Source organism: Amycolatopsis sp. NBC_00355, assembly GCF_036104975.1.
Taxonomy (GTDB): Bacteria; Actinomycetota; Actinomycetes; order Mycobacteriales; family Pseudonocardiaceae; genus Amycolatopsis.
This window is the reverse complement of sequence record NZ_CP107982.1, coordinates 3,368,993-3,391,350: the sequence shown is the minus strand read 5'-3', so window position 1 is coordinate 3,391,350 and position 22,358 is coordinate 3,368,993. Positions and strand designations below refer to the sequence as shown.

Sequence of the window (22,358 nt, the reverse complement as noted above, 5' to 3'; positions counted from 1 at the left end):
ACATGGGAGAGCTGCTCGGGACCGCGTCGTTCCCGTCCGGAGACGTCCTGCTGATCGACTTCGGGCTGCTGCGCCTGTGGTCCGGCGACCGGGAACCGGCCCCCGGTCCCGAGGTGGACTTCGAGATCGCCGGGCCGGACGCCCTCGAGGTCGCGGCCGGGATCGACCTGGCCGTGGTCAAGGGCCGGTACGGGTTCGACCTCCCGGAGGACGGCGCGCCGCTGGCCGGCAAGGTCGCGGAGGTCTGCCGGACGACCGGCCTCGACGCGTCCGTGCGGGTGCTGCCGCGGATGCCGCACCACACGCGGGTCCGGCGGTTGCTCGACGACGCGCCGGGCGGCGTCGAGGTGCCGTTCCCCGGTGGCTGGGCGGTCGCCGTGCGCGGGGTCCCGGCGGACCGGGAGCTGCGGGTGCTGGGCGAGCGGATGGACTCCGGCGGCCCGGACGCGCGCAAGTGGCACTCGGTGTGGGTGGAGTGCGCCGAGGGCGCACCGGCCACGACGGTCGAATGCGGGTACGTGCTGGTGGAGGAGGCGCGGCTGATGTTCGCCGACCCCGCCGCGCTGAACGGCTGGCGCAACGACGAGCCGTACGACGGCCGGTACGACCTCGTGTTCTGGGGCGCGGACGCGGAAACCGCCGCCGCCCGGGTCTCGGCGTCCACTGTGGACGACGACGGCGTGTACGGGTGGACCGGCCTGACCCGTGACGAGGCGGCGTCGCGCCACGGCGTGCTGAAAGGCCTGGAGGAGTTGCGGTTCCGGTTCGACGTGCGTCCTCACGACGACCACTACCGCGTGCTGCGGCAGATGTACCGCTCGCCGGCCGAGTCGGGCACGATCGAGGTGGCCGGCGCGACGATGACGGGCTGGTTCACCGGCTGGGGCGACGGCGCGTACCCGGTCTACCGCGACCTGGCCGCCGACGGAACGCTGCTGCGGGTGCGGGTGGAACTGGGCGCACCGGAGATCGTCCGCCGGCAGCGCCGGTTCGAGGAACTGTGGTTCGGCGACCTCGCCAAGCTGGCCCTGGTCTCGGCCCGGGTCGCCCGGGACGGCGCGCCGGTCACGTGGCTCCACCGCGAGGCCCCGGACAACGAGGAGGACAGCGGCTGGCGCGTCTTCGCCGGCGACGAGACGCAGGAGTACGTGGACGACGCGGCGAACTGCCGGCTGCTGCCGTTGCGCGAGCTGATCCGGGCCGACCCGGGCTTGGAGGAGCTGCTCGGCCACCCGGCACCGGCGGCTTTCGAGCGTGCCGGTCCGGACGTGGCATTCGTGCCCGTCCCCGAGGCGGACTGATGACCGACGAAGCCGCGCCGGGTATCGGCTGCGGTCGCCTTCGAACCTGCTACGGCTGCCCGGCGGACATCCCGGCTCGCCGTACCCGCGTCCGACGACGACCTGACCTGCTGATCACCGACCCGCGCGGTAAATCGGTCGTCGGGGCGCCGCTCGCTCGTTAACCTCGGACACCATGAACGAGGATCCTGGCTACCGCGGCCTGGACGGCGCGTGGGCTCCGCCCGACACCGTGTTGTGCCGGGAGTCCTGGCGGGCGTCGCGGGCGCCGGTGACCCGGCGGTTCCGCAGCGCGGCGCGGTGTTCGTCCTTTTCGGACAGACACGCGATCCGCGGAACGTCGTCGCGGCGAGGGGGTTCTTCGTGGCCACCGGCCGTTCGCCATCGGTGGGGCAGCCCCCGGGCGCGATGGTGCTACGGGCCGGCGCGGCGCTGGTGATCCGCGAAGCCCGCGCGGAAGACTGGCCCGGCATCCGGCCGATCATCCACGACGTCATCACCGGGCAGGAGACGTTCCCCTACGACCCGGCCATGAGTGAGGCCGACGCCCGGCGGATGTGGCTGGTGGCCCCGCCGGCCCGGGTGGTCGTCGCGACCGAGGGGGACCGGGTCACCGGGACCGCGAACATGTACGCCAACCGGCCCGGCCCCGGTAGCCACATCGCCTCCGGCAGCCTGATGGTCGCCGCCGGGGCGCGTGGTAGAGGGGTGGGCCGGGCCCTCGCCGTGGACCTGGTCGGCTGGGCCCGGCGCACCGGGTTCGCGGCGGTCCAGTTCAACGCCGTCGTCGAGGTGAACACGGCCGCGATCCGGCTCTACGAAAGCCTCGGGTTCGTCACCCTCGGCGTCGCGCCCGGAGCGTTCCGCCACCCGGGACTGGGCGACGTCGGCCTGCGGATCATGTGGCTGGACCTGCGGTGACCGGCTTGCCGAACATCGCGCAGGTCACGGCGTTCTGCAGCGCCCGCTGGGCTTCGGCGAGTTTCGGGGCGGCGTCGAACTCGTAGAGGAACTCGGTCGGGACGAGGATCGTCGCGGTGCGGCGGCCCGTGCTGTCGGTGATGGTGCTGCTGGAGTAGCCGGTGATCCCGCCGTCGTGGCCCCAGAAGGTGCCGCACGGGGTGGTGGCGGTCAGGATCCCCAGCCCGTAGCCGGGACCGACGACCGTGCGCATCTCGGCGAGTTGTGCCGCGGGCAGGAGTTTCCCGGACATCAGCGCGGTGTGGAAGCGGGCCCAGTCCGGCGCGCTGCTCACGATCGCCCCGGCGGAGCCGCCCCAGCTCGGGTCGTTGCCGGAGACGTCCACGTGCCCGGCTTCGGGCGTCCCGGCGATGTCGGTGAACTCCGCGGGCACGCCTGGCGGCATGTGGGCGGCGTCGGGTTCGTAGCCGTGCGCGTGCCGGCCGCGCCAGGAGCCGTCGGCGGGCAGGTAGGTGTGCCTCAGGTGCAACGGCCGGGCGATCCGGTCACGCACGAGGTCGGCGAGGCTCGCCCCGGTGACGCGTTCCAGGATCACGCCGACGGCGGCGTAGTTCGTGTTGCTGTAGCCCCAGTCCGCGCCCGGCGCGAACAGCGGTGGGTGCTCGGCGCCGACGGCGAACAGCTCGGCGGCGGTCCACCGGTGGGGATCCTTGCCGAGGATCGCGTTCCGGATCGCGGGGTCCTCGGTGTAGTCGTACAGGCCGCTCGTGTGGTCGAGCAGCATGCGCAAGGTGACCCCGGAGGTGGTGCCGGGCAACCACTTCGCGACGGGATCGGTCAGCGCGAGCCGGCGTTCGGCCACGAGCTGCAGGGTGATCGTGGCCATCACGGTCTTGGTGTTCGACCCCATCCGGAACTCGTCCCCGGCCTCGAGCCGGTGCGCCCACGGAGCCCGCTCGGCGATCTCGACGGGCCTGCCGTGCCCGTCGTCCACCCGCACGATCACGCCCGGCGCGCCGGCGGCCACCAGGTTCCGGGCGAGCTGTTCGAGCTGGGTGCTCGCGGTGGCTTGGGTCGCGGTCGTCAGGCCCGCCGTCACGATCACGGCCGCGACCAGGGCTGTTCGTCTCATTCTCACGAAAGCGACGCTAATGACGGCCGGTACCGCATTCCATGAGGTCAGCAGGCGTTCGCACCCCCGGGTTTTCCGGAACGCGCTGGTCGAACGCGGGGCCGGACCGGGCGACGACGTGCTTGCGCACCCGGCCGCCCCCGGAACTCCGCCGGGAACGCGGGCGGCGGGGCGAGCGCGCGCCAGGCGTCCAGGATCTCCGGCGTCTCCTTTCTCACGGGGTGATGGTGCCCCGACGAACGGCGTCCCGCAGGACAGACACCTCAGCCCGACGCGACCGGTGCCATCGTCAGCAGGTGTTGCGCGGCAACGCTCGCGCCGTCCGGCCGGACCTTGCCCGCGAACTCCCGCGCCCGGGCCACGACCTCCGGCGCCAACGCCGTGCCGAGGGCCGCGGTCAGCGACTCCGCCGTCACCGCACCCGGGGCGTGCGCCGCACCGATGCCCAGGTCGCGGACCCGGTCGGCGAAGTAGAACTGGTCGTACATCCGGGGCGCGGCGACCTGCGGCGCGCCCGCGCGGGACGTCGTGGTCGTGGTGCCCGCGCCGCCGTGGTGCACCACCGCCGCGACCCGCTGGAACAGCGCTTGCTGGTTGATCTCGCCGATGCCCAGGCAGTCCGGTGCCGGCTCCGCCAACGCCAGGTCCGCCCAGCCGCGGGAAATGATCGCCCGGCGGCCGTGCGCGCGGGCCGCGGCCAGCATCGCCTCCGCCAGGCCCTCCGCCGCGCTCATGCTGCCGAAGCCGAAGTACACCGGCGGCTCGCCCGCGTCCAGGAACTCCCGCACCTCGGCCGGCAGCGGCCGCGAGTCGGGGTGGATCCAGGCGCCCGTCTCGACGATGGGCGGGCCGGGCCACGGTGCCAGCGCGGCGTCGGCCGCGAGCCACGGGCGCTCGGTGACCACGTGGCTCTGCAGATCCTCGACCGGTGCGAGCCCGGACGCGACCCGGTGTGCGTTCAGCGTCGGCCCGAACGTCGCGTTCAGGTGCCGTGCGTCCTCGGCCCACCGGTCGCCGTTCGTGCTCGCGGACCGCCACGGCATCGGGGGCGGTGAATGCAGGTCCGACGGCAGCGTGATGGGGCAGAAACTCGCGTAGACGTAGGCGATGCCCCTCCGCTCGGCGATCGAGCGGGCGGCGAGCTGCAGGGCGCCGGCGGCCACGAGCACGTCGCAGCCTTCGGCCGCTTCGGCGACCGTGGTGAACTGGGTGACGACGGTCTCTTCGGCGAGTTTCCGCAGGTCACCGGCCGCGGGACGGCCCTTCCCGCGCAGTTCGGGCCCGATCGGGGTGACGGCGAACCCGAGCCCGGCGAGCCAGTCGCGGAAGTCGGGCGGCACGCACAGGCGGACGTCCTGGCCGAGCGCCCGCAGCTCCGACGCCAGCGCCAGGACCGGCTGGACCTCACCTCGCGAACCGATCGTGGACAGCAGGACACGCATCCGGGATTCCCCCTCCGGTGAAAGTGAGCCCGAAGTGTGGACCCGCACCGGGGTCTTGCCGCAAGTCCCCCTCCCGGCTATACCTTGAAAGGGGAGAGCAGGGCGTCGATCCTCAGCCCAGCGTGAAGGGGTCCCGGGTACCACCCGAAAGTTCGACCCACACCGCCTTGTCGGTCAGGTACTCGTCGATCGCGTGGACGCCGTTCTCCCGCCCCAGCCCCGAATCCTTGACCCCGCCGAACGGCACGGACGGCGCCACCACGCGGTAGGCGTTCACCCACACGGTGCCGGCCTTGAGCTTCGCCGCGACGCGGTGGGCGCGGTGCACGTCCTTCGTCCACACCGCGCCGGCGAGGCCGTACGGGGTGTCGTTGGCCAGGCGGATCGCCTCCGCCTCGTCGGTGAACGGCAACGCGGCCAGCACCGGCCCGAACACCTCCTCGCGGAAGATCGTCGACGCCGGGGTGACGCCGGTGAGCACCGTCGGCTGCACGAACAGCCCGCCCAGTCCCGGATCGGGCACGCCGCCGCACGCGACGGTCGCGCCTTCGGCCTTCGCGGTTTCCAGGTGGCGCAGCACCTTCGCGTACTGCGGCGCGTTCGCGACCGGGCCCATCTCGGTGGCGGGCTCGTTCGGGTCGCCCAGCCTGATCGCCGCGGCGCGCCCGGCGATCAGGCGGATCAGCTCGTCGTGGACGTCGGCGTGCACGATCAGCCGCGAGCCGGCCATGCACGTCTGGCCGGTGGCGGCGAACACCCCGGCGACGACGCCGTTCGCGGCCGCGGCGAGGTCGGCGTCGGGGAACACCACCTGCGGCGACTTGCCGCCCAGCTCCAGCGTCACCTTGTTGAGGTTCTCCGCGGCCGCCACCGCGACGGCCCGGCCGGTGGCGGTCGACCCGGTGAACGCGACCTTGTCGACGCCCGGGTGCCCGGCGAGCGCCGCGCCCGTCTCGCGCGAAAGACCGGTGACGACGTTGACGACGCCGGGCGGGAAGCCGGCCTCGGTGATCAGCTCGGCCAGCCCGAGCGTCGAGACGGGGGCGTGCTCGGACGGCTTCACGACGACCGTGCAGCCGGCGGCCAGCGCGGGCGCGAGCTTCCAGGCGAGCAGCAGCAGCGGCGAGTTCCACGGCGTGATGGCCGCGACGACACCGACCGGCTCGCGGCGGGTGTAGACGAGGTAGTCCGGGTTCGGCGCCGGGATCTGGCGGCCTTCGATCTTGTCGGCCAGGCCCGCGTAGTAGTGGTACCAGCCGCCCAGGCCGGTGAGCTGGCCGAGCATCTCGCGGTAGAGCTTGCCGGAGTCGTTGACCTCGAGCCGCGCGAGCCGTTCGGCGTGCTCGCCGATGAGGTCGCCGAGCCGGTGCAGCAGGGCCGCTCGCGCGAACCCCGTCAGCGTGCCCCACTCGCCGTCGAGCGCCGCCCGGGCCGCGGCGACGGCGTCGTCGACGTCCTCGGGCCCGCCGTCCGGCACGACCGCCCACGGCTGCCCGGTGTACGGGTTCTGCGACTCGAAGGTGCGCCCGGAGCGGGCGCCGACGGCCTTGCCGTCGATCACCAGGGAGAAGACCGGTAACTGTGCGCTCATGGGTCCGCCCTCGTCGACGTCGGCAGGTGCGCTTCCACCCTGCACCCACCGGGGTGCCTGACGTAACCTTCAGGGACGAAACCCGTACCAGGTGGGCAGACCCGGTCGGCAGGAGGCCCGGATGGCACTTCACAGCGTGTTACTGGAAGACGAAGTCATCCTCTCGATCGACGGCGCCTTCGACGCCGCCCTCACACCCGAGTACGACCGCGCGATCGAAACGGCGTTCGCCGCCGACGTCCGCCGCATGGTCCTGGACTTCACGCTGGCCACGGCGGTCGACGCCGTCGCCGCGGCGGCCCTGACCGAGACGGTGGCCGGCTGCGCCGCGCGGGGCACCTACCTCGTGCTCGCGATGCCCGCCGGGGTCGAAGCCGAGGTCACCGACCCGGCGCAGGTCAAACCGCTGCTGAATGGTTTCGAGCCTTGGCAGGACGCCGGCTAGCGAAAAAGGAAGATCATTTCCCGGAGTGCCCGATAAATGATCTCGGGATCAGGCGGCTTCGTTTTCGACGTTTTCGATCCCGGTATCCGGCGCGGACAGTTCCGCGGCGAAGATCGAGTCGATCTTCCGGCTCGCCGTGCGCAGCTTCGTGGCGCTCGCGACGAGCAGAAGCAGGATCGCGATGGGCACCACGAGCAGCACCGGCGGCCAGCCGGCGCCGACGACCGCGCCGAGGGCGGTCAAGGCCAGGGCCAGGAAGGACGTCCGGACGACAACCCGCGGCCATCTGGCGCGGGGTTTGGCGTGCCGTCCGCGCGGGGCACCGGGAACGGGGCGCGCAAGGGCAGCGTGGACACTCATCCCAACCTCCGGAAAGTCGTGGAACCGGCCGGGCCTGCCGTGAAACGCGGCACTCGGCACACGCAGGATCTGTCGTGCCGGGAGGCGTTCCGGTTACCGGTCGTTATTGCTTCGAGTCCGAATTCGGAAAAGGGGAATTCCGACGTTCTCCATGACTATTCCACGGCCATTCCCGGCGGTAGGGCCGTTGTGCCCTGCTTCCCTCGCCGGAGGCCCCGGGTCACGAATCGGTGCCCGGACCCGGGCCCTTGCCCTTCCCCTTGTTGCCGCCGGGCGGCTTCGCGTTCTTCCCGGACTTGCCCTGCTGCTTCACCGTCTTCTGCGGCTGCACCGGGCTCTGGTGCGTCACGGCGGCCGGCTCCAGGTCCGCCGACTCGGTCACGGCCGGCGCGGCCACCTGCTGCGGCGACGTCGACGGCGAGGCCGGCGGGCGCACCGCCTCGGTGACGCCCGGTGCCGGTGACTGAGTGGAGGCGCCGCCGCCTTCCGGGGCGGCCAGCAGCACCGCGGCGACGGTGGCCGCGGCCGCGGTGGTCAGGGCGGCGGCGAAGACGGTCCGGAAGTGCCGCGCCGGACGTCCGGGCGGCGGCGCGGCCGAGGGCAGCGTCGACGGCGTGGTGTGGAGCAGCTCCAGCACTTCGGCGGCGGCGGGCCGGTCCGCGGGCTCGCGCCGGGTCATCCGCCAGAGGGTGTGCGCCAGCGCCGGCGGCAGGGTCTCCGGGATCCGGGGCGCCCGCGTCAGTCGCGCCATCGCCGCCTCGACCATCGTGCCCTGGTACTCGCGTTCCCCGGTCAGGCACTCGAGCAGGATCAGGCCGAGCGCGTAGACGTCGGCGGGCGGCCCGGCGGGCTGGCCGGCGACCTGCTCGGGCGCGAGGTAGGCGGCGGTGCCGGGGATGACGCCGGTGCCGGTGATGTGGGTGGTGTCGAGCGCGTGCGCGATGCCGAAGTCACCGATCAGCGGGCCGTCCGCGCTCAGGAACACGTTGGCCGGCTTGAGGTCGCGGTGGACGACCCGCAGCGCGTGGACGTGGGCCAGGCCTTCGGCGAGCCCGGTGGCCAGCGCCGTCACCTCGTCCGTCGTCATCGCGCCGCCGAGCAGCTTTTCGGCGAGGTTCTCGCCTTCGACGAGCTGCATCACCAGGAAGGTCCGGCCGTGCTCGGTGCCGCTGTCGTGCAGCGCCACGACGCCGGGGTGGGCGATGCTGCCCTGGATGCTCATCTCGCGCAGCCGGCGGCGCTGATCCTGCGCCACCGCGCCGCGGTCGTAGATCTTGACGGCGACCGGGCGGTCGAGCCGCAGGTCGTAGGCGCGGTAGACGCGGGCCGTGCCGCCGCTGCCGATCAGCCGGCCGACCTCGTACCGCCCGGCCAGCGTGGTGGGCGGCAGTTCTTCCCCCAGTGCCGGTCGCGGCATGACGGAAAACTCACCGAGTGCGTAGTGCGCACACGTGGGTTCGTCCGCCTCGCTCATCGCCCGGGCACCCCGTCCTGCCGCTTGGTCGGCCACCCCCGCGATGTACCCCGATCCCGTGATCCGGAAACCTGCGAAGATCGCGGGCGGGGTACGCGCGCTCAGCGGCCGTCGAAGGCGTCCACGCCGGTGAGCTGCGCCGACAGCGTCCACAGCCGCTCGGCCTGCGCGGGGTCGACGGCGTAGCGGCGCACACCCGAGGCGGCGAGTCCTTCGGCGTCCTCAGGGGACAGTTCGGCGACGTCACAGTCCTCCAGGTACAGCCCGCCGAGCCCGGCCAGCTGCGGTGACGTCGCGGCCCAGACGGTCGTCGCCGCGCCCTGCTCCGGCGTCTTGAACTCGACGAGCATGGTGCCGGCCTCGTCCATCCAGCCGCGTTCGACCATCTCGGCGCGCGACAGGTGCCGCTGCAGCGGCGTCATGATGCCGCCCGGGTGCAGCGCGAAGGCGTGCACGCCCTTTTCCGCGCCGAGCTTGTCGAGCTGGACGGCGAAGAGCACATTGGCCGTCTTGGCCTGGCCGTAGGCGGCCCACTTCTCGTAGCCCTCGGTGAACATGACGTCGTCCCAGCGGATCGGCGAGTTGTGGTGACCGCGGGAAGACAGCGCGACCACGCGGGCACCCTCCGCGACGGCCGGCCACAGCCGGTTGACCAGCGCGAAGTGGCCGAGGTGGTTGGTGGCGAACTGGGCTTCCCAGCCCGGTCCGACGCGGGTCTCCGGGCAGGCCATGATGCCGGCGTTGGTGATGAGCAGGTCGATCCGGCGCCCGGAGGCGAGGTACCGCCCGGCGAAGGCGCGGACGCTGTCGAGGTCACCCAGGTCCAGCTCGTCGACCTCGACGCCGGTCAGGCCGTCGAGGGCCTGCTCGGCGGTCTCGCGGCGGCGGGCCGGGACGACGACGTGGGCGCCGGCGCCGGTGAGCGCGCGGGTCGCCTCCAGGCCGATGCCGGAGTAACCGCCGGTGACGACGGCGAGCTTCCCGGTGAGGTCGATGCCCGCGACGGCTTCCGCGGCGGTGGTGCCGGCGCCGAAGCCCGAGCCGATCTTGTGCTGTGCGGTGGTCATGCTCCCGACGCTAGGACCTGGAGCGCACTCCAGCGCAAGTCGCGCGTCCCGGGCCGAAAGAGGGGACAATCGACCGCGAGAGGCCCAGCGACGCGAGGAAGGCCGTGATGTCCGACTACTACGGGAACACACCCCAGGACGTCCGCCCGGGGATCGACGCACGCCGGCTGTGGGCCGGCGGGGTGGCGACGGCGGTGGTCGCGGCCCTGGTCGCGGTGGTCGGGCTGCTGATCGCCCGCGGCATCTTCGAGGTCGAAGTGCTGGCCCCAAAAGGGGAAGGCGTCTGGGGCAACGCCAGCACCACGACGTACGCAGTGGTGGCCGCCGCGGTGGCGTTGCTGGCGACCGGGCTGATGCACCTGCTGAGCGTGGCGACGCCGGCGCCGTCCCAGTTCTTCGGCTGGATCATGGTGCTGGTGACGCTGATCGCGGTGGTGCTGCCGCTGACGCTGAGCGTCGCCCCGAGCGCGAAGATCGCCACGGCGGTGATCAACCTGGTGATCGGCCTGGTGATCGCGGCGATCGTGAGCAGCATGGCGGCGAGCGCGCGCACCCTGCACCGGCGCCGCTCGACGGCGCCGGCCGCGCCGCCGGCGGGGCAGCAGCAGCCGCCGCCGACCCGGCAGTGGAACCAGCAGCAGCAGGAGCCGCCGACCCGCTACTACGACCGCTGAGCATGGGCCAGCGCAAGACGAACCGCCGCGTGATCGAGCAGTTCCGCGCGGGCGAGGAGGTGGACGGCATGCACCGCGAACGACTCGTGCTCCTGACGACGACGGGCCGCAACTCGGGCAAGCCGCGCACCGTCCCGATGATGTTCCACCGGGACGGTGACCGGCTGCTGGTGGTGGCGTCGAACGTGGGAGCCGCGAAAGACCCGGACTGGTACCAGAACCTCGCGGCCGACTCCCGGGTGAAGGTGGAGGTCGACGGCCGCGCGTTCGAGGCCGAAGCCCTGCCGCTGCTGGGCGCGGACTACGTGCGCACGTGGACGGAGCTGGAGAAGCACTACCCCTTCCTGGCCGAGCACCGGGAGAAGGCGAAGCGGTCGATCCCGATCGTGGAACTGTCCGAAGAGGACTGAGGCGTCACGACGTCCGGTAGCGCAGCAGGGCGGCGGCTCCGCTCTGCTCCACCGAGACCGGGTGAAGATCACCGGGTCCGGTGAACCACGTGCGCCCGGAGCCGAGCACGAGCGGGAAGACGAGCAGGCGGTATTCGTCGACCAGCCCGTGCCCGGCCAGGGTGTGCACGATGCTCGTGCTGCCGATGACGACGACGTCGCGCTCTTCGCGCAGCCGCCGGACCTCGTCGAGCAGGTCCCCGCTGAGCAGGGCCGAGTTCTCCCAGGCGCCGACGTCGGTGAGCGTGCGGGAAGCGACCCGCTTGGCGGCCTTGTTCATCCGCGTCGAGAAGTCGTCCGTCCGGGTGGGCCACAGCTTCGAGAACAGCTCCCACGTGCCCCGGCCCAGCAGCAGCACGCCGGTGTCGAGCAGCGTGCCGAGCCGGAACTTGTCCCCGGCCACGGCTTCGGGGCCGTGCCGGAACGCCCAGCCGCCGCCGGTGGTGCCGCCCGAGCCGTCCGGGTCCTCGACGACCCCGTCGAGGGTGGTGAACTGGATGACGATGACGTCGTTCATGGTGGTCCCTTCGCGAGCGGTGCGGTCACGGGTACATACCGGGGACCGCCGCGGAACTCATCGCGATCCGGGGCACAATCTCCGGCGTGGACTCCGAGGTGGGCTTCGAGCCGTTCCGGCGTGAGCTGGTCGTGCACTGCTACCGGATGCTCGGCTCGCTGCACGACGCCGAGGACCTGGCCCAGGAAACCCTCCTGCGCGCGTGGAAGGCGCGTGAGCGCTACGACGAGGGGCGCGCGTCCGTGCGCACCTGGCTCTACCGCATCGCGACCAACGTCTGCCTGACCGCGCTCGAAGGCCGGGCGCGGCGGCCGCTGCCGTCCGGGCTCGGCGCCGCGAGCACCGACCCGGACGTCCCGCTCGTCCCGGACTTCGAAGTGCCCTGGCTCCAGCCGCTGCCCGCGCGCTACACCGGCGACCCGCAGGCCCGCGCCGGCGTGCGGCTCGCGTTCGTCGCCGCCGTGCAACTGCTCCCGCCACGCCAGCGGGCGGTCCTGGTGCTGCGCGACGTCCTGCAGTTCAGCGCGGCCGAGGTCGCGACGCAGCTGGACACGTCGGCGGCCGCCGTCAACAGCTCACTGCAACGGGCGCGGGCCGCGCTCGCCACGGCCACCCCCCGGGAGCACGAGGTCCGCGAACCCGGGGACCAGGCCGTCCGGGAGACGGTCGAGCGGTACGTCCGCGCGTTCGAGGCCGCCGACGTCCCCGCGCTCGTCTCGCTGCTGACCGACGACGCGGTGCTCGAGATGCCGCCGGTGCCGCTCTGGTACGCCGGGCGCGCGGACTACGGCCGCTTCATGGCCCGGGTGTTCACGATGCGCCCCGGCGCCTGGCGGGCGGTCCCGCTCACGGCGAACGGCCAGCCCGCGCTCGCCGCGTACTGCCCGGCCGACGGCGGCCACCGCCTGCACACCCTGCAGGTGCTGACGGTGACGCCGGCCGGCGTCGCGCACAACGTGGTGTTCCAGGATCCGCGGCTGTTCACGGCGTTCGGCCTGCCGCCGACCCGCTGAACCCGCCACCCGGTGGCGAGTCCGTTGTGGACGGTCCTACTTGCTGGCCACCTTGCGGTACCGCGCCGTCGCCAGCGGCGCGAACACCGCGATGATCGCCACGCAGCACAGGATCGAGTACAGCGCCGCGTGCTCCGCCGGCCAGCCCGTCGGCGGGACGCCGAAGCGGTTGCCGAACAGGTCGCGCGTCGCGTTGATCACCGCGGTGAACGGGTTCCAGTCGGCGATCGCCCGGAGGAACGGCGGCATCTTGTCCGTCGGGACGAACGCCGACGAGACGAAGCTCAGCGGGAACATCCAGATCAGCCCCGCGCTCTGCGCCACCTCGACGCTGCGCGCGGTGAGGCCGATCAGCGCGCCGACCCAGGACAGCGCCCACGCGAACATCAGCATCACCAGGTAGCCGAGCACCGCGTCGAGGAAACTGCCGCGGATCCGCCAGCCGACGATCAGCCCGCACAACGACATCACGACCAGCGCCACCACGCTGACGACGAGGTCCGACGTCGTGCGGCCGAGGACCACCGCGATCCGGGACATCGGCAGCGAGCGGAACCGGTCGATGATGCCCTTCTGCAGGTCGTTGGCGAAGCCGATCACGGTGAACGCCGAGTTGAACGCCACCGTCTGGGCGAAGATCCCGGCGATGAGGAACTCGCGGTAGGCGCCGCCGCCCGCGTCCCCGCCGATCGCGTTGCCGAAGACGTAGGCGAACAACAGCACGAACATGATCGGCTGCAGCGTCGCGGCCATCAGCCAGTCCGGGTTGCGCCGGACGTTCATCAGGTTGCGCCAGGTGATGACGCCGCCGTCGGAGATGCCCTTCGTGAGCGCGTTCACTTCGCGGCCTCCTCTTCGGCGCCGTGCCCGGTGAGGGACAGGAAGACGTCGTCCAGCGTGGGCCGGTGCAGGCCGACGTCCTGGACCGTGATGCCGTGGCCGTCGAGCTGCCGCAGCGCTTCGATGAGCGCCTTGGGCCCGGTGTCGACGAGGATCTCGGCGCGGCGCGTGTGCTCGTCACCGGACGGCTCGCCGGTGCCGACCGCGCGCAGGACGTCGAGGGTTGTCGGCAGATCCGCGGCCGAGGCGACGACCAGCTCCAGGCGTTCGCCGCCGATCTGCGCCTTGAGCTCGTCGGCGGTGCCGCGGGCGATCACCTTGCCGTGGTCGATCACCACGATCGAGTCGGCCAGCTGGTCGGCCTCCTCGAGGTACTGGGTCGTCAGCAGCACGGTGGTGCCATCGGTGACGAGCTCCTTGATCACGGCCCAGGTGTCGAGGCGCCCGCCCGGGTCGAGGCCGGTGGTGGGCTCGTCGAGGACGACGACGGCCGGCTCGGCGACCAGCGCGCCGGCCAGGTCGAGCCGCCGGCGCATGCCGCCGGAATACCCCTTCGCCGGCCGGTCGGCGGCCTCGGCGAGCTGGAACCGCGCCAGCAGCTCGCGGGCCCGCGCACGAGCGGCGGGTTTGCGACGGCCGTAGAGCCGCCCGACCATGTAGAGGTTCTCGAAGCCGGTGAGGTTCTCGTCGACGGCCGCGTACTGGCCGGACAGCCCGATCCGCTGGCGCACCGCGTCCGGCTCGGCCAGGACGTCGTGGCCGGCCACCCACGCCTCACCCGAGTCGGGACGCAGCAGCGTGGTCAGGATCCGGACGGTGGTGGTCTTGCCCGCCCCGTTCGGGCCGAGCAGGCCGAGCACCCGCCCGGCCGGGATCTCGAGGTCGACGCCGTCGAGCGCACGGGTCGAACCGTAGGTCTTCACGAGCCCGCGCACCCGGACGGCGACGTCCGGGCCCGGCGGTGACAGGGCTGGCATGGCGGCTCCCCTTCCGATGACACCCGCCAAGCTAGGCCACCCCGTCCGGGTTGTCCTCCGGGATTCTCCCGGAGAGCCCTCAGTTCGCCGAGAGCGTCACGGCGAACTCCGGCGGTGTCCGCAGCGACTGGAACACCACGCAGTACCGCTCGGTGAGCTTCTTGAGGGTCGCCAGCTGCTCCTCGGAAGCGTCGGTGTCCAGGTCGAACGACAGCCGGATCGCGCGGAACCCGACCGGCGCGTCCTTCGCGACGGCGAGCGTGCCGCGGAAGTCGAGGTCGCCTTCGGCCCGGACGCGCCCACCGCGGACGTCGAGGCCCAGCGACGTCGCGACCGCCCGCAGCGTCACCCCGGCGCACGCGACGAGCGCTTCGAGGAGCATGTCACCGGAGCAGGCGAGGGTGCCGTCGCCGCCGGTCGCCGGGTGCAGGCCGGCTTCGACGACCGACTTCCCTTCGGGGGTCCGGGTGGCGGAGCCCCCGGCTCGGGGCGAAGCCCCGGATGTCACCGCGCGGCCGGTTTCCACCTTGCAGGAGATGCCGAGGCTGTCGAGTTCGGCGTCGGCGTGCAAGGTGATGAGGGCGCTTTCCGGTGCCTCGCGGTACTTGTCCTTCAGCGGGGCCTGGGTCGCGCGCAGTTCTTCGGTGTCCATGGGCCCGATTGTGCCCGCTCGCCAAGGAAAAGCGAAAAGGCGGGGAGCCCGGATTTCCCGGTCTCCCCGCCTTTTCAGTGCGGATTCAGCGGATTCAGCTGGTTCAGCTCAGCGTCACCGCGGCGTCGTCGATCACGAACGACGTCTGCAGCGAGCTGTCCTCGGTCCCGGTGAACTTCAGCGCGAGGGTCCCGCCGGCGGCCGACGAGACGTCGACCGTCTTGAGGACGTACCCGGTGGCCTTGTTCAGGTTGGAGAAGCTGCCCAGGGTGGTGCTGCCGTTGGTGACGGTCAGCTTGTCGTAGGCGGTGGTGGTGGTCGTCTCCGCCGTGTCGATGTGCAGGTAGAACGTCAGGCTGGCGTGGCACCCGGCCGGGATGCTCACCGACTGCGCGAGCGTGTCGGTGTGCGTGGTGCCGTACCCGTTCAGCCAGGCGTTCCAGGTGCCGCCGTGGGTGGGCTCCTGCGAGCCGTTCTGCCCGATGACACCACTGGTCTGCGTCCAGCTGGTGGCGCCGGACTCGAAGCCGCCGTTGGCCAGCTTCTGGCCGGAGCAGCCCGTGGTGGTGCCGACGGTCCAGGTGAACGACGCCGTGCCGGTCTTGTTGGCCGCGTCCTTCGCCGTCACCGTGACGTTCGAGGTGCCCGCGGTGGTCGCGGTGCCCGAGATCGTGCCGGTGGAGGCGTTGATCGACAGGCCGGCCGGGAGGCCGGTGGCGGTCCAGGAGTACGGCGAGGTGCCACCGCTGGCGGACAGCGGCAGGTTGACCGAACCACCGGTCGTGGTGGACTGGTTGCCCGGGTTCGAAACGGTCACGGTGCCGGTCGCGGAGCACGTCGGGTCACCCGACTGCGCCGGAACCGAGATCGCGTCCCACGCCGCCTTGACGGTGTTGAACTCGGTGCAGCTGCCCGGGAAGAGGTTCTTCGCCGCGGTCAGCGTCCAGGTGCGGTACTTCAGGTACGAGCTGCCCGAGGTCTTGAGCAGCATCGCGTTGTAGAAGATCTTCACCGCGTTCTGGACACCGAGGCCGGTGACCGTCGAGCTGTTGCAGGTGGTGCTGGTCGGCTGCCCGTTGGTCGGGTTGGTGCCTTCCGCCAGCAGGTAGAACCAGTGGTTGCCGGGGCCGGCGGCCGCGTGCACCTCACCGTTGGGGACGGAGCTGTCGTAGCAGTTCTTGTCGCCCAGCGCCGACGGGTTGTACATGTTGCGGATCGGGCCGGAGCCGACCAGGTTGACCTGCTCGCCGACGAGGAAGTCCGGCTGGTCGTAGGGAGCCGGCTCGTTCGCGAACCACTCGGTCGAAGCGCCGAAGACGTCCGCGACGAACTCCTGGGTGCCCGAACCGGAAATGCCGCCCGGGGTGTGGTCGTCGATGCCGTGGCCGTGCTCGTGCGCGACGACGTCGATCGAGCCGATCCAGCCACCGGCGGTGTTCTTGCCGATCTGGACCTGCGTGCCGTCGTAGTAGGCGTTCTGGTCGTTCAGCCCGACGCGGATCGGCCAGCCGCCGCCGCTGCCGTCGAAGCTGTTGCGGCCCAGCCACTGCGAGAGCATCTTGTTCTCGGTCTGGGCGGCGAACAGCGCGTCGACGCAGCCGGTCTCGCGGTTGCTGGCGGTGCCGTTGCCCCAGAGGTCGTCCGGCCCGCTGAAGGTGGTGTTGTTGGCCGCGTCCTGGCAGGACGTGTTGGTGATCGTCGGGTCCTTCAGCGAGTACGTGCTGCCCGAGTGCGTGGTGTCGAGGTGCACCGGGTTCGGGCCGTTCCACGCGCTGGTGCCGTCACCGTTCAGCACGTGCTCCTGCGTGTGGAGCACCTTGCCGGTGGCGGCGTCGACGACGACGTCGAGCCGGCTCGGCCCTTCGGCGTTGCGGCCGACGACCGTGCTCTTCCACGCCAGCGTCGGCGCGCCGAGGGCGAAGACGACCTGCTGCGCCGGGCTCACGCTGTCCACGGAGGCCAGCTGCTGCCGGGCGGTGGCCTCGGCCGCGGCCTTCGTCACCTTGCCGGTGGTCGTGGCGAGGTTGATGGTCTGGTCCTGCGCGACGGAGGTGCCGAGCACCTGGCCCGTCGAGTTGGTCGCGACGACGAAGTCACCGCCGACCACCGGCAGGCCCTTGTAGCTGCGCTCGTAGGGGATGTACTGCAGCCCGTTGGTGGAGGAAATGGCTTTCTGGGCCTGGAAAACGTCGTCCGAGCTGGCGTGCAGCGCGGCGGGCCTGCTCGCCACGAGACCGGCGGCCGCGGTGGCGGCTTGGGCCTGGGCGCTCGGGGCGGCGTTCGGGGTCGCGTTCGGGGCGGGTTGCGCCTGTGCGGTGCCGGTGATGCAGAGGGCGCCGATGAGCGCGCCGGTTGCTGCCAAGACGACAGGACGTCTCAGATCCATCGAGGAATCTCCTCCGGGCAGGGTGAACCAGGCCCGGGTTCGAGGCGGGCCCAGATCAGGGGAACGAGAGGTGGTGCTGTGGAACGGAAATCAGAATCCGGTGCTGAGGCCTCGTGAACAAGCGACTAACGTACGGTCTTATTGACATATGGCGATACTTCCCAAAAAGGACAATTGCCGCCTTTGGGATTCTGTCGGGTGATCGTCCACTGAGGACTCTCGGCGCCCCACCGCCGTTCGGGTGATCTTTTTCGGTGCTGGAACGACGAAGGCCCCTTCGCCGGAAATGGCGAAGGGGCCTTGCGTGGTGCGGACGTATCAGGCGGTCGTCTCGCGCTTCGGGAGCTTCCAGCCCGGGCGCACGAAGTGGCACGTGTACCCGTTCGGGATGCGCTGGAGGTAGTCCTGGTGCTCCGGCTCGGCTTCCCAGAAGTCGCCCGCCGGGCTGACTTCGGTGACGACCTTGCCGGGCCACAAACCGGACGCCTCGACGTCGGCGATCGTGTCCTCCGCGACGCGCTTCTGCTCGTCGTTCTCGAAGTAGATCCCCGAGCGGTAGCTCAGGCCGATGTCGTTGCCCTGGCGGTTCTTCGTCGTCGGGTCGTGCACCTGGAAGAAGAACTCGAGCAGGTCGCGGAACGTGGTCTTCGCGGGGTCGTAGACGACCTCGATGGCCTCGGCGTGCGTGCCGTGGTTGCGGTAGGTGGCGTTGGGGACGTCACCGCCGCTGTAGCCGACCCGGGTCGAGATCACCCCGGGCTGCCGGCGGAACAGCTCCTGCATTCCCCAGAAGCAGCCGCCGGCCAGGACGGCCCTCTCGGTTGACGTGCTCACGGCGTCACTCCTTCTCCTCGTGCGGTGCTACCACCGGTACAACTTCTGTGGTCAGCCGATGATTCCACGCGGGGATTACGGAAGCCTGACGTCACCCGGCCTGGAGCTCGGCGAGGGTGAGCACGTCGCCGCCGATGCCCCAGCCGCCGTCGGCGACCTCTTCGACCAGCACCATCGTGTTCGCGCGGGCCCGCTCGCCGTAGATCTCGGCGTAGAGCTCCGTGGTGCGGGTGACGAGCTGCTCTTTTTGTGCGGGGGTGAGTGTGCCGGCGGGGACCTTGAAGTTGGCGAACGGCATGTCGGTGTCCTTCGTAGCGACGATTACTTGCTGACGTAATCGACGCTAACACGTCTGCCGGATCGACGCTACCTTCTGATTGATAACGTCGTTAACGGCTGGTAGCGTCGGTGTTGTGGACTTGCGCACGCGGATTCTGGAGGCGGCCGCCGACCTGCTGTCGAGGTCGGCCGAGGCCGACTTCTCGACGCGCGCGGTCTGCGAAGCCGCCGGGGTCGGCGCGCCGGCGCTGTACCGGCAGTTCGGCGACAAAGAGGGGCTGATGTCGGCTGTCGTCGACCACGGTTTCGAGAAGTACCTCGCCGGCAAGCGGGCCGCGAAGCCGTCCGAGGACCCGGTGCGCGACCTGCGCGACGGCTGGGAGAACCACGTCGCGTTCGCCGTCGAGAACCCGAACTACTACCGGCTGATGTACTCCGGTCTGTCGACGCCGCCGAACGCCGCGGCCGAGGCGCACGGCCTCCTGCTCGAGGTGCTCGAACGCTGCGCGGCCGCGGGCCGGCTCGCCGTGGCGCCCCCGGTCGCGGCGCAGATGGTGATGGCGGCGAACGCCGGCGTCGCGCTCTCGATGATCACCCGCCCGGCGCTCTACCCGGACACCGGGTTTTCGGTGCGGGTCCGGGAGAGCGTGCTCGCGGGCATCCTGGCCGCCGAACCGGCGGAGCCCGCCGGGGGAGTGGCCGCCACGGCGACCACCCTCGGCGCCCAGCTGCGCAAGGAGGCCCCGGCCACGCTGTCCGCGGCCGAGGTGACACTGCTGCAGGAGTGGCTGGACCGCCTGGCCGATTGATCCACAATGGACACCGGCCGGGCGATGCGCCATCCGGGTTGTCTTCGGCGCGTTCGGCGTTCCACGCGGCAGCGGCCGGGTGAGCGGTGCGACCATGACCCCGGGGCCGGTCCCCCGACCCGGCCCCACCCGGGGGAGGAGGTGCGGTGCCCGACATCGCTCCGGAACGGACCAGTGGTTTCCTGGTCGTCGAAGTGCGTGGGGAACTGGACATCGCGACGGTCGTCCGCTGGACGACGGTCCTCGAAGCCGCCATCTGCGAACTGCCGGGCCCGCACCTGCTGGCGGTGGACCTCGGCGAGCTGGACTTCCTCTCGGCCCGAGGCGCGGCCGCCCTGCTGGAGGCGTTCGACCTCTGCCGCGACAGAGGAATCGACTGCTGCCTGATCCTCCCCCCGGCCACAGCGGTGAGCCGGGTGGTGCAGCTGTGCGGCCTGGACCGGAGGGTGCCGGTGTACCCGGACCGCCTGGCGGCGATCGCCGCCTGCCAGCCGGTGGAGATGCGCTGGCTGCAAGCGCACGCCCGCTGACCGCCTGTTCGGCGCCTTCGCAATTCGTCGCCGAGGTGCGAGCGGGTCGACCCCGAACCACGGCAAACGGCGCGGTGTTGCGGGTGCGCGGGCCTCGAACGTTCGCAAGTCGTGGCCGTGTTGTGGGTGGGGTTGCTCTGAACCGTTGCTACTTGGCGCCGTGTTGCGGTGGGCTGGCTCTGAACGGTCGCAGGTCGTGGCTGTGTCACGGGTGGGCTGGCTCTGAACCGTCGCAACTCGTTGGTGGGCTACGGGTAGGTCGGCATTGACCGGTCGCAAGTCGTCGCCGAGTTAGGGGTGGGTCGGCCTTGACCGGTCGCAAACCCTTCGCAAGTTACGGGTGAGCCGGCCTCGGCCGGGCGCAAGTGGCCGCCGAGTTGTAGGTGGGCCGACGTCTGAGCCCTCGCGAGTCGTCGCCGGGCTGCGGGTGGGCTGGCTCTGAACCGTCGCTACTTGGCACCGAGTCGTGGGTGGGCCGACTCCGAACCGTCGCAACTCGCCGCCGAGTCGTGGGGAGGCCGGTCCGGCGTCAGGCCGGCTCGCGCACCAGGTCGGCCGCCGCCTCCGTGAACGCCCGTAGCCGGGCCGTCGCCGCGTCCGCTCGCCAGACCAGGCCCCACTCCAGCCGGGGCGCGTCGCTGAACGGGACATACGCCAGGTCCGGCCGCGGGTAGTACCGCCGGATGTGGGCGCCGACCGGCAGCACTCCCTCGCCCGCGCCCGCCGACGTCAGCAGTTCCTGCAGGCCCGCCTCCGGGCGGGTCAGCGCGTCCGGCGCGTGCTCGTCGAGCCACGGGTCCGGCAGCGCGCAGCGCAGCACCGTCACCCGCGCCAGGTCCGCGGCCGGCACCGATGCCCGGCGCGCGAACGGGTGGCCTGCGGCCACCGCGAGGAAGCGCAGCTCCCGCACCAGCACCGGGCCGGTGACCAGGCCCGGGCCGTCGAGCGGGAGGCCGGCCAGCACGACGTCGACCTCGCCTTCGCGCAGCCACGGCAGCACCTCGGCGGGCCGGACCTCCCGGAACTCGACCCGGCAACCCGGCAGCCGCTCGCGGACCAGCTCGGCCACCCCGGCCAGCAGCTGCCCGCCCGCCGCGTCGCCGAACGCGACCCGCAGCGTGCCCGTCACCCCGCGCCCGGCTTCGACCGCCTTCCCGAACGCCGCCTCGACCGCCGTCCACGCGGGCCGGAGGTCGGCCAGCAGCCGCCGCCCGGCCGGCGTCAGCTCGACCCGGCGGCTGGTCCGCGCGAACAACGCGACGCCGACCTGGCGTTCGAGCTTCCGGATCGTCTGGCTGACCTGCGCGGTCGACACGTGCAGCCGCTCGGCCGTGCGGCCGAAGTGCAGCTCCTCGGCCAGCGTCAGGAACGACTCCACCTCACGCCGCTCCGGCGCACCGTTAACCACCACTTCACGATCGTGGCACAGAAGCGTGTTGATCACCTTCGCGAGCAGGTCGAGCCTGGAGCGCGTGACCACTTCGTTCCAGGACCTCCACGACCGCGTCGAGATCATCGACGCCCTGTACCGGTTCGGCCTCGGCCAGGACCTGAAGGACCGCGCGCTCTTCGCGTCGTCCTTCGCCGCCGACGCCGAGCTCGACTTCCGCCCGGCGGCCGCCCGCTGGGGTGCGGCACCGCCGGTGATGACCAGCCGGGACGCCATCGTCGACACGATCCTCGCGCTCTTCACCGGCCGCGTCGACACCACGCACCAGGTCACCAACCCGCGCGTCACGATCGACGGCGATACGGCACACCTGACCGCCCTGGTCGAGGCGCAGCACCTGCTGAGCCCCGCCCACGACACCCACGCGCTGCTGAAGAACCGCTACGACGTCGACCTGGTCCGGGACGGCGACCGCTGGGTGATGCGCCGGGTCGTCATCGAAAACGCTTGGTACACCGGCGATCCCGCCGCGATCTTCGGCTGAGGCGTCAGCCTGCCCGGGATGGTCCACGTGAGCTGACCAGGCGCCGGCTGCCGGCCAAAGGTGCCGCAGCCTGCCGTCCGGCAGTGCGGCTCAGGCTGCCGCAGCCTGACGCGTCCGCCCTGAGCTACTCGCCGCGCATCGAGCGGCGGATCGCGGCCAGCCGGTCCTTCGCCGCCTGGTCCCGGTCGGCGATCTTCTTGTCGAGGGCCTCGGTCGTGTTCTCCGTGCCCAGCCCGGCCACGTCCTGCGCGCCGAGCGACGTCGTGTACCGGCCTTCGATCTTGTCGCGCACGAAGTCGAAGCTGGGGACGCCGCCCTCGCTGTAGTCCGGGTCCGGCAGTGCCGGCGACGGCACCGCGAGGGCCGCGGTGGGGGTCTCGTCGACGATCTCGCCGTCCACCACGTTCGGGTCGTCCTCGGGCTTGCCGTTCATCGCCGCTCCTCGCCACTGCCGGTCTGTCACCGACTTTAGCGCCGGTGCTTCGCCGGTGGGGCGGCCAGCGTCGCGCGGACCGCCCGCTCGACGAGGATCGGCACGAAAACGTGGATGCGCGCGTCGTCGAACCGCGAGCGTTCGCGTTCGACCAGTTCGTGGACCGACTCCCGGCCGTAGTCGCGGGCCAGCCGGTCTTCCACCACGGACAGCTGCAGATCCAGCTGCTCGGAAGCGATGGTGTCCAGCGTGGGTGTGCTCATCGAGGGCCTCCCTGCGTCGCGTGAGCTGGAAGTAC

General features: G+C 71.8%; 25 protein-coding genes. 9 read left to right on the top strand and 16 right to left on the bottom strand.

What is annotated here, in order from left to right; translation table 11 throughout:
* Positions 1 to 2: 2 nt before the first annotated feature.
* Together OHS18_RS14475 and OHS18_RS14470 are read left to right on the top strand one after the other, a co-directional pair.
* Positions 3 to 1,301 (top strand): DUF2185 domain-containing protein, encoded by a 1,299-nt coding sequence (locus OHS18_RS14475; RefSeq protein WP_328617400.1) that lies wholly within the window; start codon positions 3 to 5, stop codon positions 1,299 to 1,301.
* A gap of 213 nt (positions 1,302 to 1,514) precedes the next feature.
* Positions 1,515 to 2,222, top strand: a complete 708-nt coding sequence (locus OHS18_RS14470; RefSeq protein ID WP_328617399.1) for a GNAT family N-acetyltransferase — start codon at positions 1,515 to 1,517, stop codon at positions 2,220 to 2,222.
* Here the strand turns inward: OHS18_RS14470 and OHS18_RS14465 are convergent.
* From OHS18_RS14465 to OHS18_RS14455, 3 genes are all read right to left on the bottom strand, one after another.
* Positions 2,200 to 3,354, bottom strand: a complete 1,155-nt coding sequence (locus tag OHS18_RS14465; protein WP_328617398.1) for a serine hydrolase domain-containing protein — start codon at positions 3,352 to 3,354, stop codon at positions 2,200 to 2,202. The two genes, OHS18_RS14470 and OHS18_RS14465, sit on opposite strands and share 23 nt — an antisense overlap.
* Before the next feature lie 263 nt (positions 3,355 to 3,617).
* The gene (locus tag OHS18_RS14460; RefSeq protein WP_328617397.1) at positions 3,618 to 4,796 is read right to left on the bottom strand and encodes a glycosyltransferase; all 1,179 of its coding nucleotides are present in this window, start codon (positions 4,794 to 4,796) and stop codon (positions 3,618 to 3,620) included.
* 112 nt (positions 4,797 to 4,908) lie between these two features.
* Complete coding sequence (locus tag OHS18_RS14455; protein ID WP_328617396.1) at positions 4,909 to 6,387, bottom strand: aldehyde dehydrogenase; 1,479 nt, start codon at positions 6,385 to 6,387, stop codon at positions 4,909 to 4,911.
* Positions 6,388 to 6,508: 121 nt separating this feature from the next.
* Between OHS18_RS14455 and OHS18_RS14450 the strand changes: the two genes are divergently transcribed.
* On the top strand, positions 6,509 to 6,832 hold the full coding sequence (locus OHS18_RS14450; RefSeq protein WP_328452507.1) for an STAS domain-containing protein: 324 nt from the start codon (positions 6,509 to 6,511) through the stop codon (positions 6,830 to 6,832).
* A gap of 48 nt (positions 6,833 to 6,880) precedes the next feature.
* On the opposite strand, the gene OHS18_RS14445 is transcribed toward OHS18_RS14450, so the two are convergent.
* The 3 genes from OHS18_RS14445 to OHS18_RS14435 all read right to left on the bottom strand — a co-directional run bounded on the left by OHS18_RS14445 (position 6,881) and on the right by OHS18_RS14435 (position 9,733).
* Entirely contained in the window at positions 6,881 to 7,192 is a 312-nt protein-coding gene (locus OHS18_RS14445) for a hypothetical protein (RefSeq protein WP_328617395.1), read from the bottom strand.
* A 220-nt stretch (positions 7,193 to 7,412) separates the two neighbouring features.
* Complete coding sequence (locus tag OHS18_RS14440; protein ID WP_328617394.1) at positions 7,413 to 8,609, bottom strand: serine/threonine-protein kinase; 1,197 nt, start codon at positions 8,607 to 8,609, stop codon at positions 7,413 to 7,415.
* A gap of 158 nt (positions 8,610 to 8,767) precedes the next feature.
* Positions 8,768 to 9,733 (bottom strand): SDR family NAD(P)-dependent oxidoreductase, encoded by a 966-nt coding sequence (locus tag OHS18_RS14435; RefSeq protein ID WP_328617393.1) that lies wholly within the window; start codon positions 9,731 to 9,733, stop codon positions 8,768 to 8,770.
* A 107-nt stretch (positions 9,734 to 9,840) separates the two neighbouring features.
* Between OHS18_RS14435 and OHS18_RS14430 the strand changes: the two genes are divergently transcribed.
* A complete protein-coding gene (locus OHS18_RS14430; protein ID WP_328617392.1) occupies positions 9,841 to 10,407 on the top strand; it encodes a DUF6069 family protein in 567 nt (188 codons plus the stop codon).
* A gap of 2 nt (positions 10,408 to 10,409) precedes the next feature.
* The gene (locus OHS18_RS14425) at positions 10,410 to 10,817 is read left to right on the top strand and encodes a nitroreductase/quinone reductase family protein (RefSeq protein ID WP_328452515.1); all 408 of its coding nucleotides are present in this window, start codon (positions 10,410 to 10,412) and stop codon (positions 10,815 to 10,817) included.
* 4 nt (positions 10,818 to 10,821) lie between these two features.
* Here the strand turns inward: OHS18_RS14425 and OHS18_RS14420 are convergent, their stop codons facing one another.
* Positions 10,822 to 11,373, bottom strand: coding sequence for a dihydrofolate reductase family protein (locus OHS18_RS14420; RefSeq protein WP_328617391.1), 552 nt, complete (start codon positions 11,371 to 11,373; stop codon positions 10,822 to 10,824).
* Between the two features lie 86 nt (positions 11,374 to 11,459).
* Between OHS18_RS14420 and OHS18_RS14415 the strand changes: the two genes are divergently transcribed.
* Positions 11,460 to 12,386, top strand: a complete 927-nt coding sequence (locus tag OHS18_RS14415; RefSeq protein ID WP_328617390.1) for a sigma-70 family RNA polymerase sigma factor — start codon at positions 11,460 to 11,462, stop codon at positions 12,384 to 12,386.
* A 36-nt stretch (positions 12,387 to 12,422) separates the two neighbouring features.
* On the opposite strand, the gene OHS18_RS14410 is transcribed toward OHS18_RS14415, so the two are convergent.
* The 6 genes from OHS18_RS14410 to OHS18_RS14385 form a co-directional block, all read right to left on the bottom strand.
* A complete protein-coding gene (locus OHS18_RS14410) occupies positions 12,423 to 13,226 on the bottom strand; it encodes an ABC transporter permease (RefSeq protein WP_328617389.1) in 804 nt (267 codons plus the stop codon).
* Positions 13,223 to 14,203: an ATP-binding cassette domain-containing protein gene (locus OHS18_RS14405; protein WP_328617388.1), complete on the bottom strand. Its 981-nt coding sequence runs from the start codon at positions 14,201 to 14,203 to the stop codon at positions 13,223 to 13,225. Before OHS18_RS14405 ends, OHS18_RS14410 begins: the two co-directional genes overlap by 4 nt.
* Positions 14,204 to 14,282: 79 nt before the next feature.
* A complete protein-coding gene (locus OHS18_RS14400) occupies positions 14,283 to 14,855 on the bottom strand; it encodes an OsmC family protein (RefSeq protein ID WP_328617387.1) in 573 nt (190 codons plus the stop codon).
* A gap of 103 nt (positions 14,856 to 14,958) precedes the next feature.
* Entirely contained in the window at positions 14,959 to 17,241 is a 2,283-nt protein-coding gene (locus OHS18_RS14395) for a M4 family metallopeptidase (RefSeq protein ID WP_328617386.1), read from the bottom strand.
* Between the two features lie 318 nt (positions 17,242 to 17,559).
* Entirely contained in the window at positions 17,560 to 18,075 is a 516-nt protein-coding gene (msrA, locus tag OHS18_RS14390; protein ID WP_328452526.1) for a peptide-methionine (S)-S-oxide reductase MsrA, read from the bottom strand.
* 91 nt (positions 18,076 to 18,166) lie between these two features.
* Positions 18,167 to 18,373, bottom strand: coding sequence for a 4-oxalocrotonate tautomerase family protein (locus OHS18_RS14385; RefSeq protein WP_328617385.1), 207 nt, complete (start codon positions 18,371 to 18,373; stop codon positions 18,167 to 18,169).
* Between the two features lie 115 nt (positions 18,374 to 18,488).
* Here OHS18_RS14385 and OHS18_RS14380 point away from each other — a divergent pair, with 115 nt between their 5' ends.
* Positions 18,489 to 19,163 (top strand): TetR/AcrR family transcriptional regulator, encoded by a 675-nt coding sequence (locus OHS18_RS14380; RefSeq protein ID WP_328452530.1) that lies wholly within the window; start codon positions 18,489 to 18,491, stop codon positions 19,161 to 19,163.
* Between the two features lie 146 nt (positions 19,164 to 19,309).
* Positions 19,310 to 19,693, top strand: a complete 384-nt coding sequence (locus OHS18_RS14375; RefSeq protein ID WP_328617384.1) for an STAS domain-containing protein — start codon at positions 19,310 to 19,312, stop codon at positions 19,691 to 19,693.
* A 529-nt stretch (positions 19,694 to 20,222) separates the two neighbouring features.
* On the opposite strand, the gene OHS18_RS14370 is transcribed toward OHS18_RS14375, so the two are convergent.
* Positions 20,223 to 21,101 (bottom strand): LysR family transcriptional regulator, encoded by an 879-nt coding sequence (locus tag OHS18_RS14370; RefSeq protein WP_328617383.1) that lies wholly within the window; start codon positions 21,099 to 21,101, stop codon positions 20,223 to 20,225.
* Between the two features lie 64 nt (positions 21,102 to 21,165).
* On the opposite strand from OHS18_RS14370, the gene OHS18_RS14365 reads away from it, so the two are divergent.
* The gene (locus OHS18_RS14365; protein WP_328617382.1) at positions 21,166 to 21,627 is read left to right on the top strand and encodes a nuclear transport factor 2 family protein; all 462 of its coding nucleotides are present in this window, start codon (positions 21,166 to 21,168) and stop codon (positions 21,625 to 21,627) included.
* Between the two features lie 124 nt (positions 21,628 to 21,751).
* Here the strand turns inward: OHS18_RS14365 and OHS18_RS14360 are convergent, their stop codons facing one another.
* Both OHS18_RS14360 and OHS18_RS14355 read right to left on the bottom strand, forming a co-directional pair.
* Positions 21,752 to 22,060, bottom strand: a complete 309-nt coding sequence (locus OHS18_RS14360) for a hypothetical protein (RefSeq protein WP_328452538.1) — start codon at positions 22,058 to 22,060, stop codon at positions 21,752 to 21,754.
* 35 nt (positions 22,061 to 22,095) lie between these two features.
* Positions 22,096 to 22,323: a three-helix bundle dimerization domain-containing protein gene (locus tag OHS18_RS14355; RefSeq protein ID WP_328452540.1), complete on the bottom strand. Its 228-nt coding sequence runs from the start codon at positions 22,321 to 22,323 to the stop codon at positions 22,096 to 22,098.
* Positions 22,324 to 22,358: the final 35 nt, after the last annotated feature.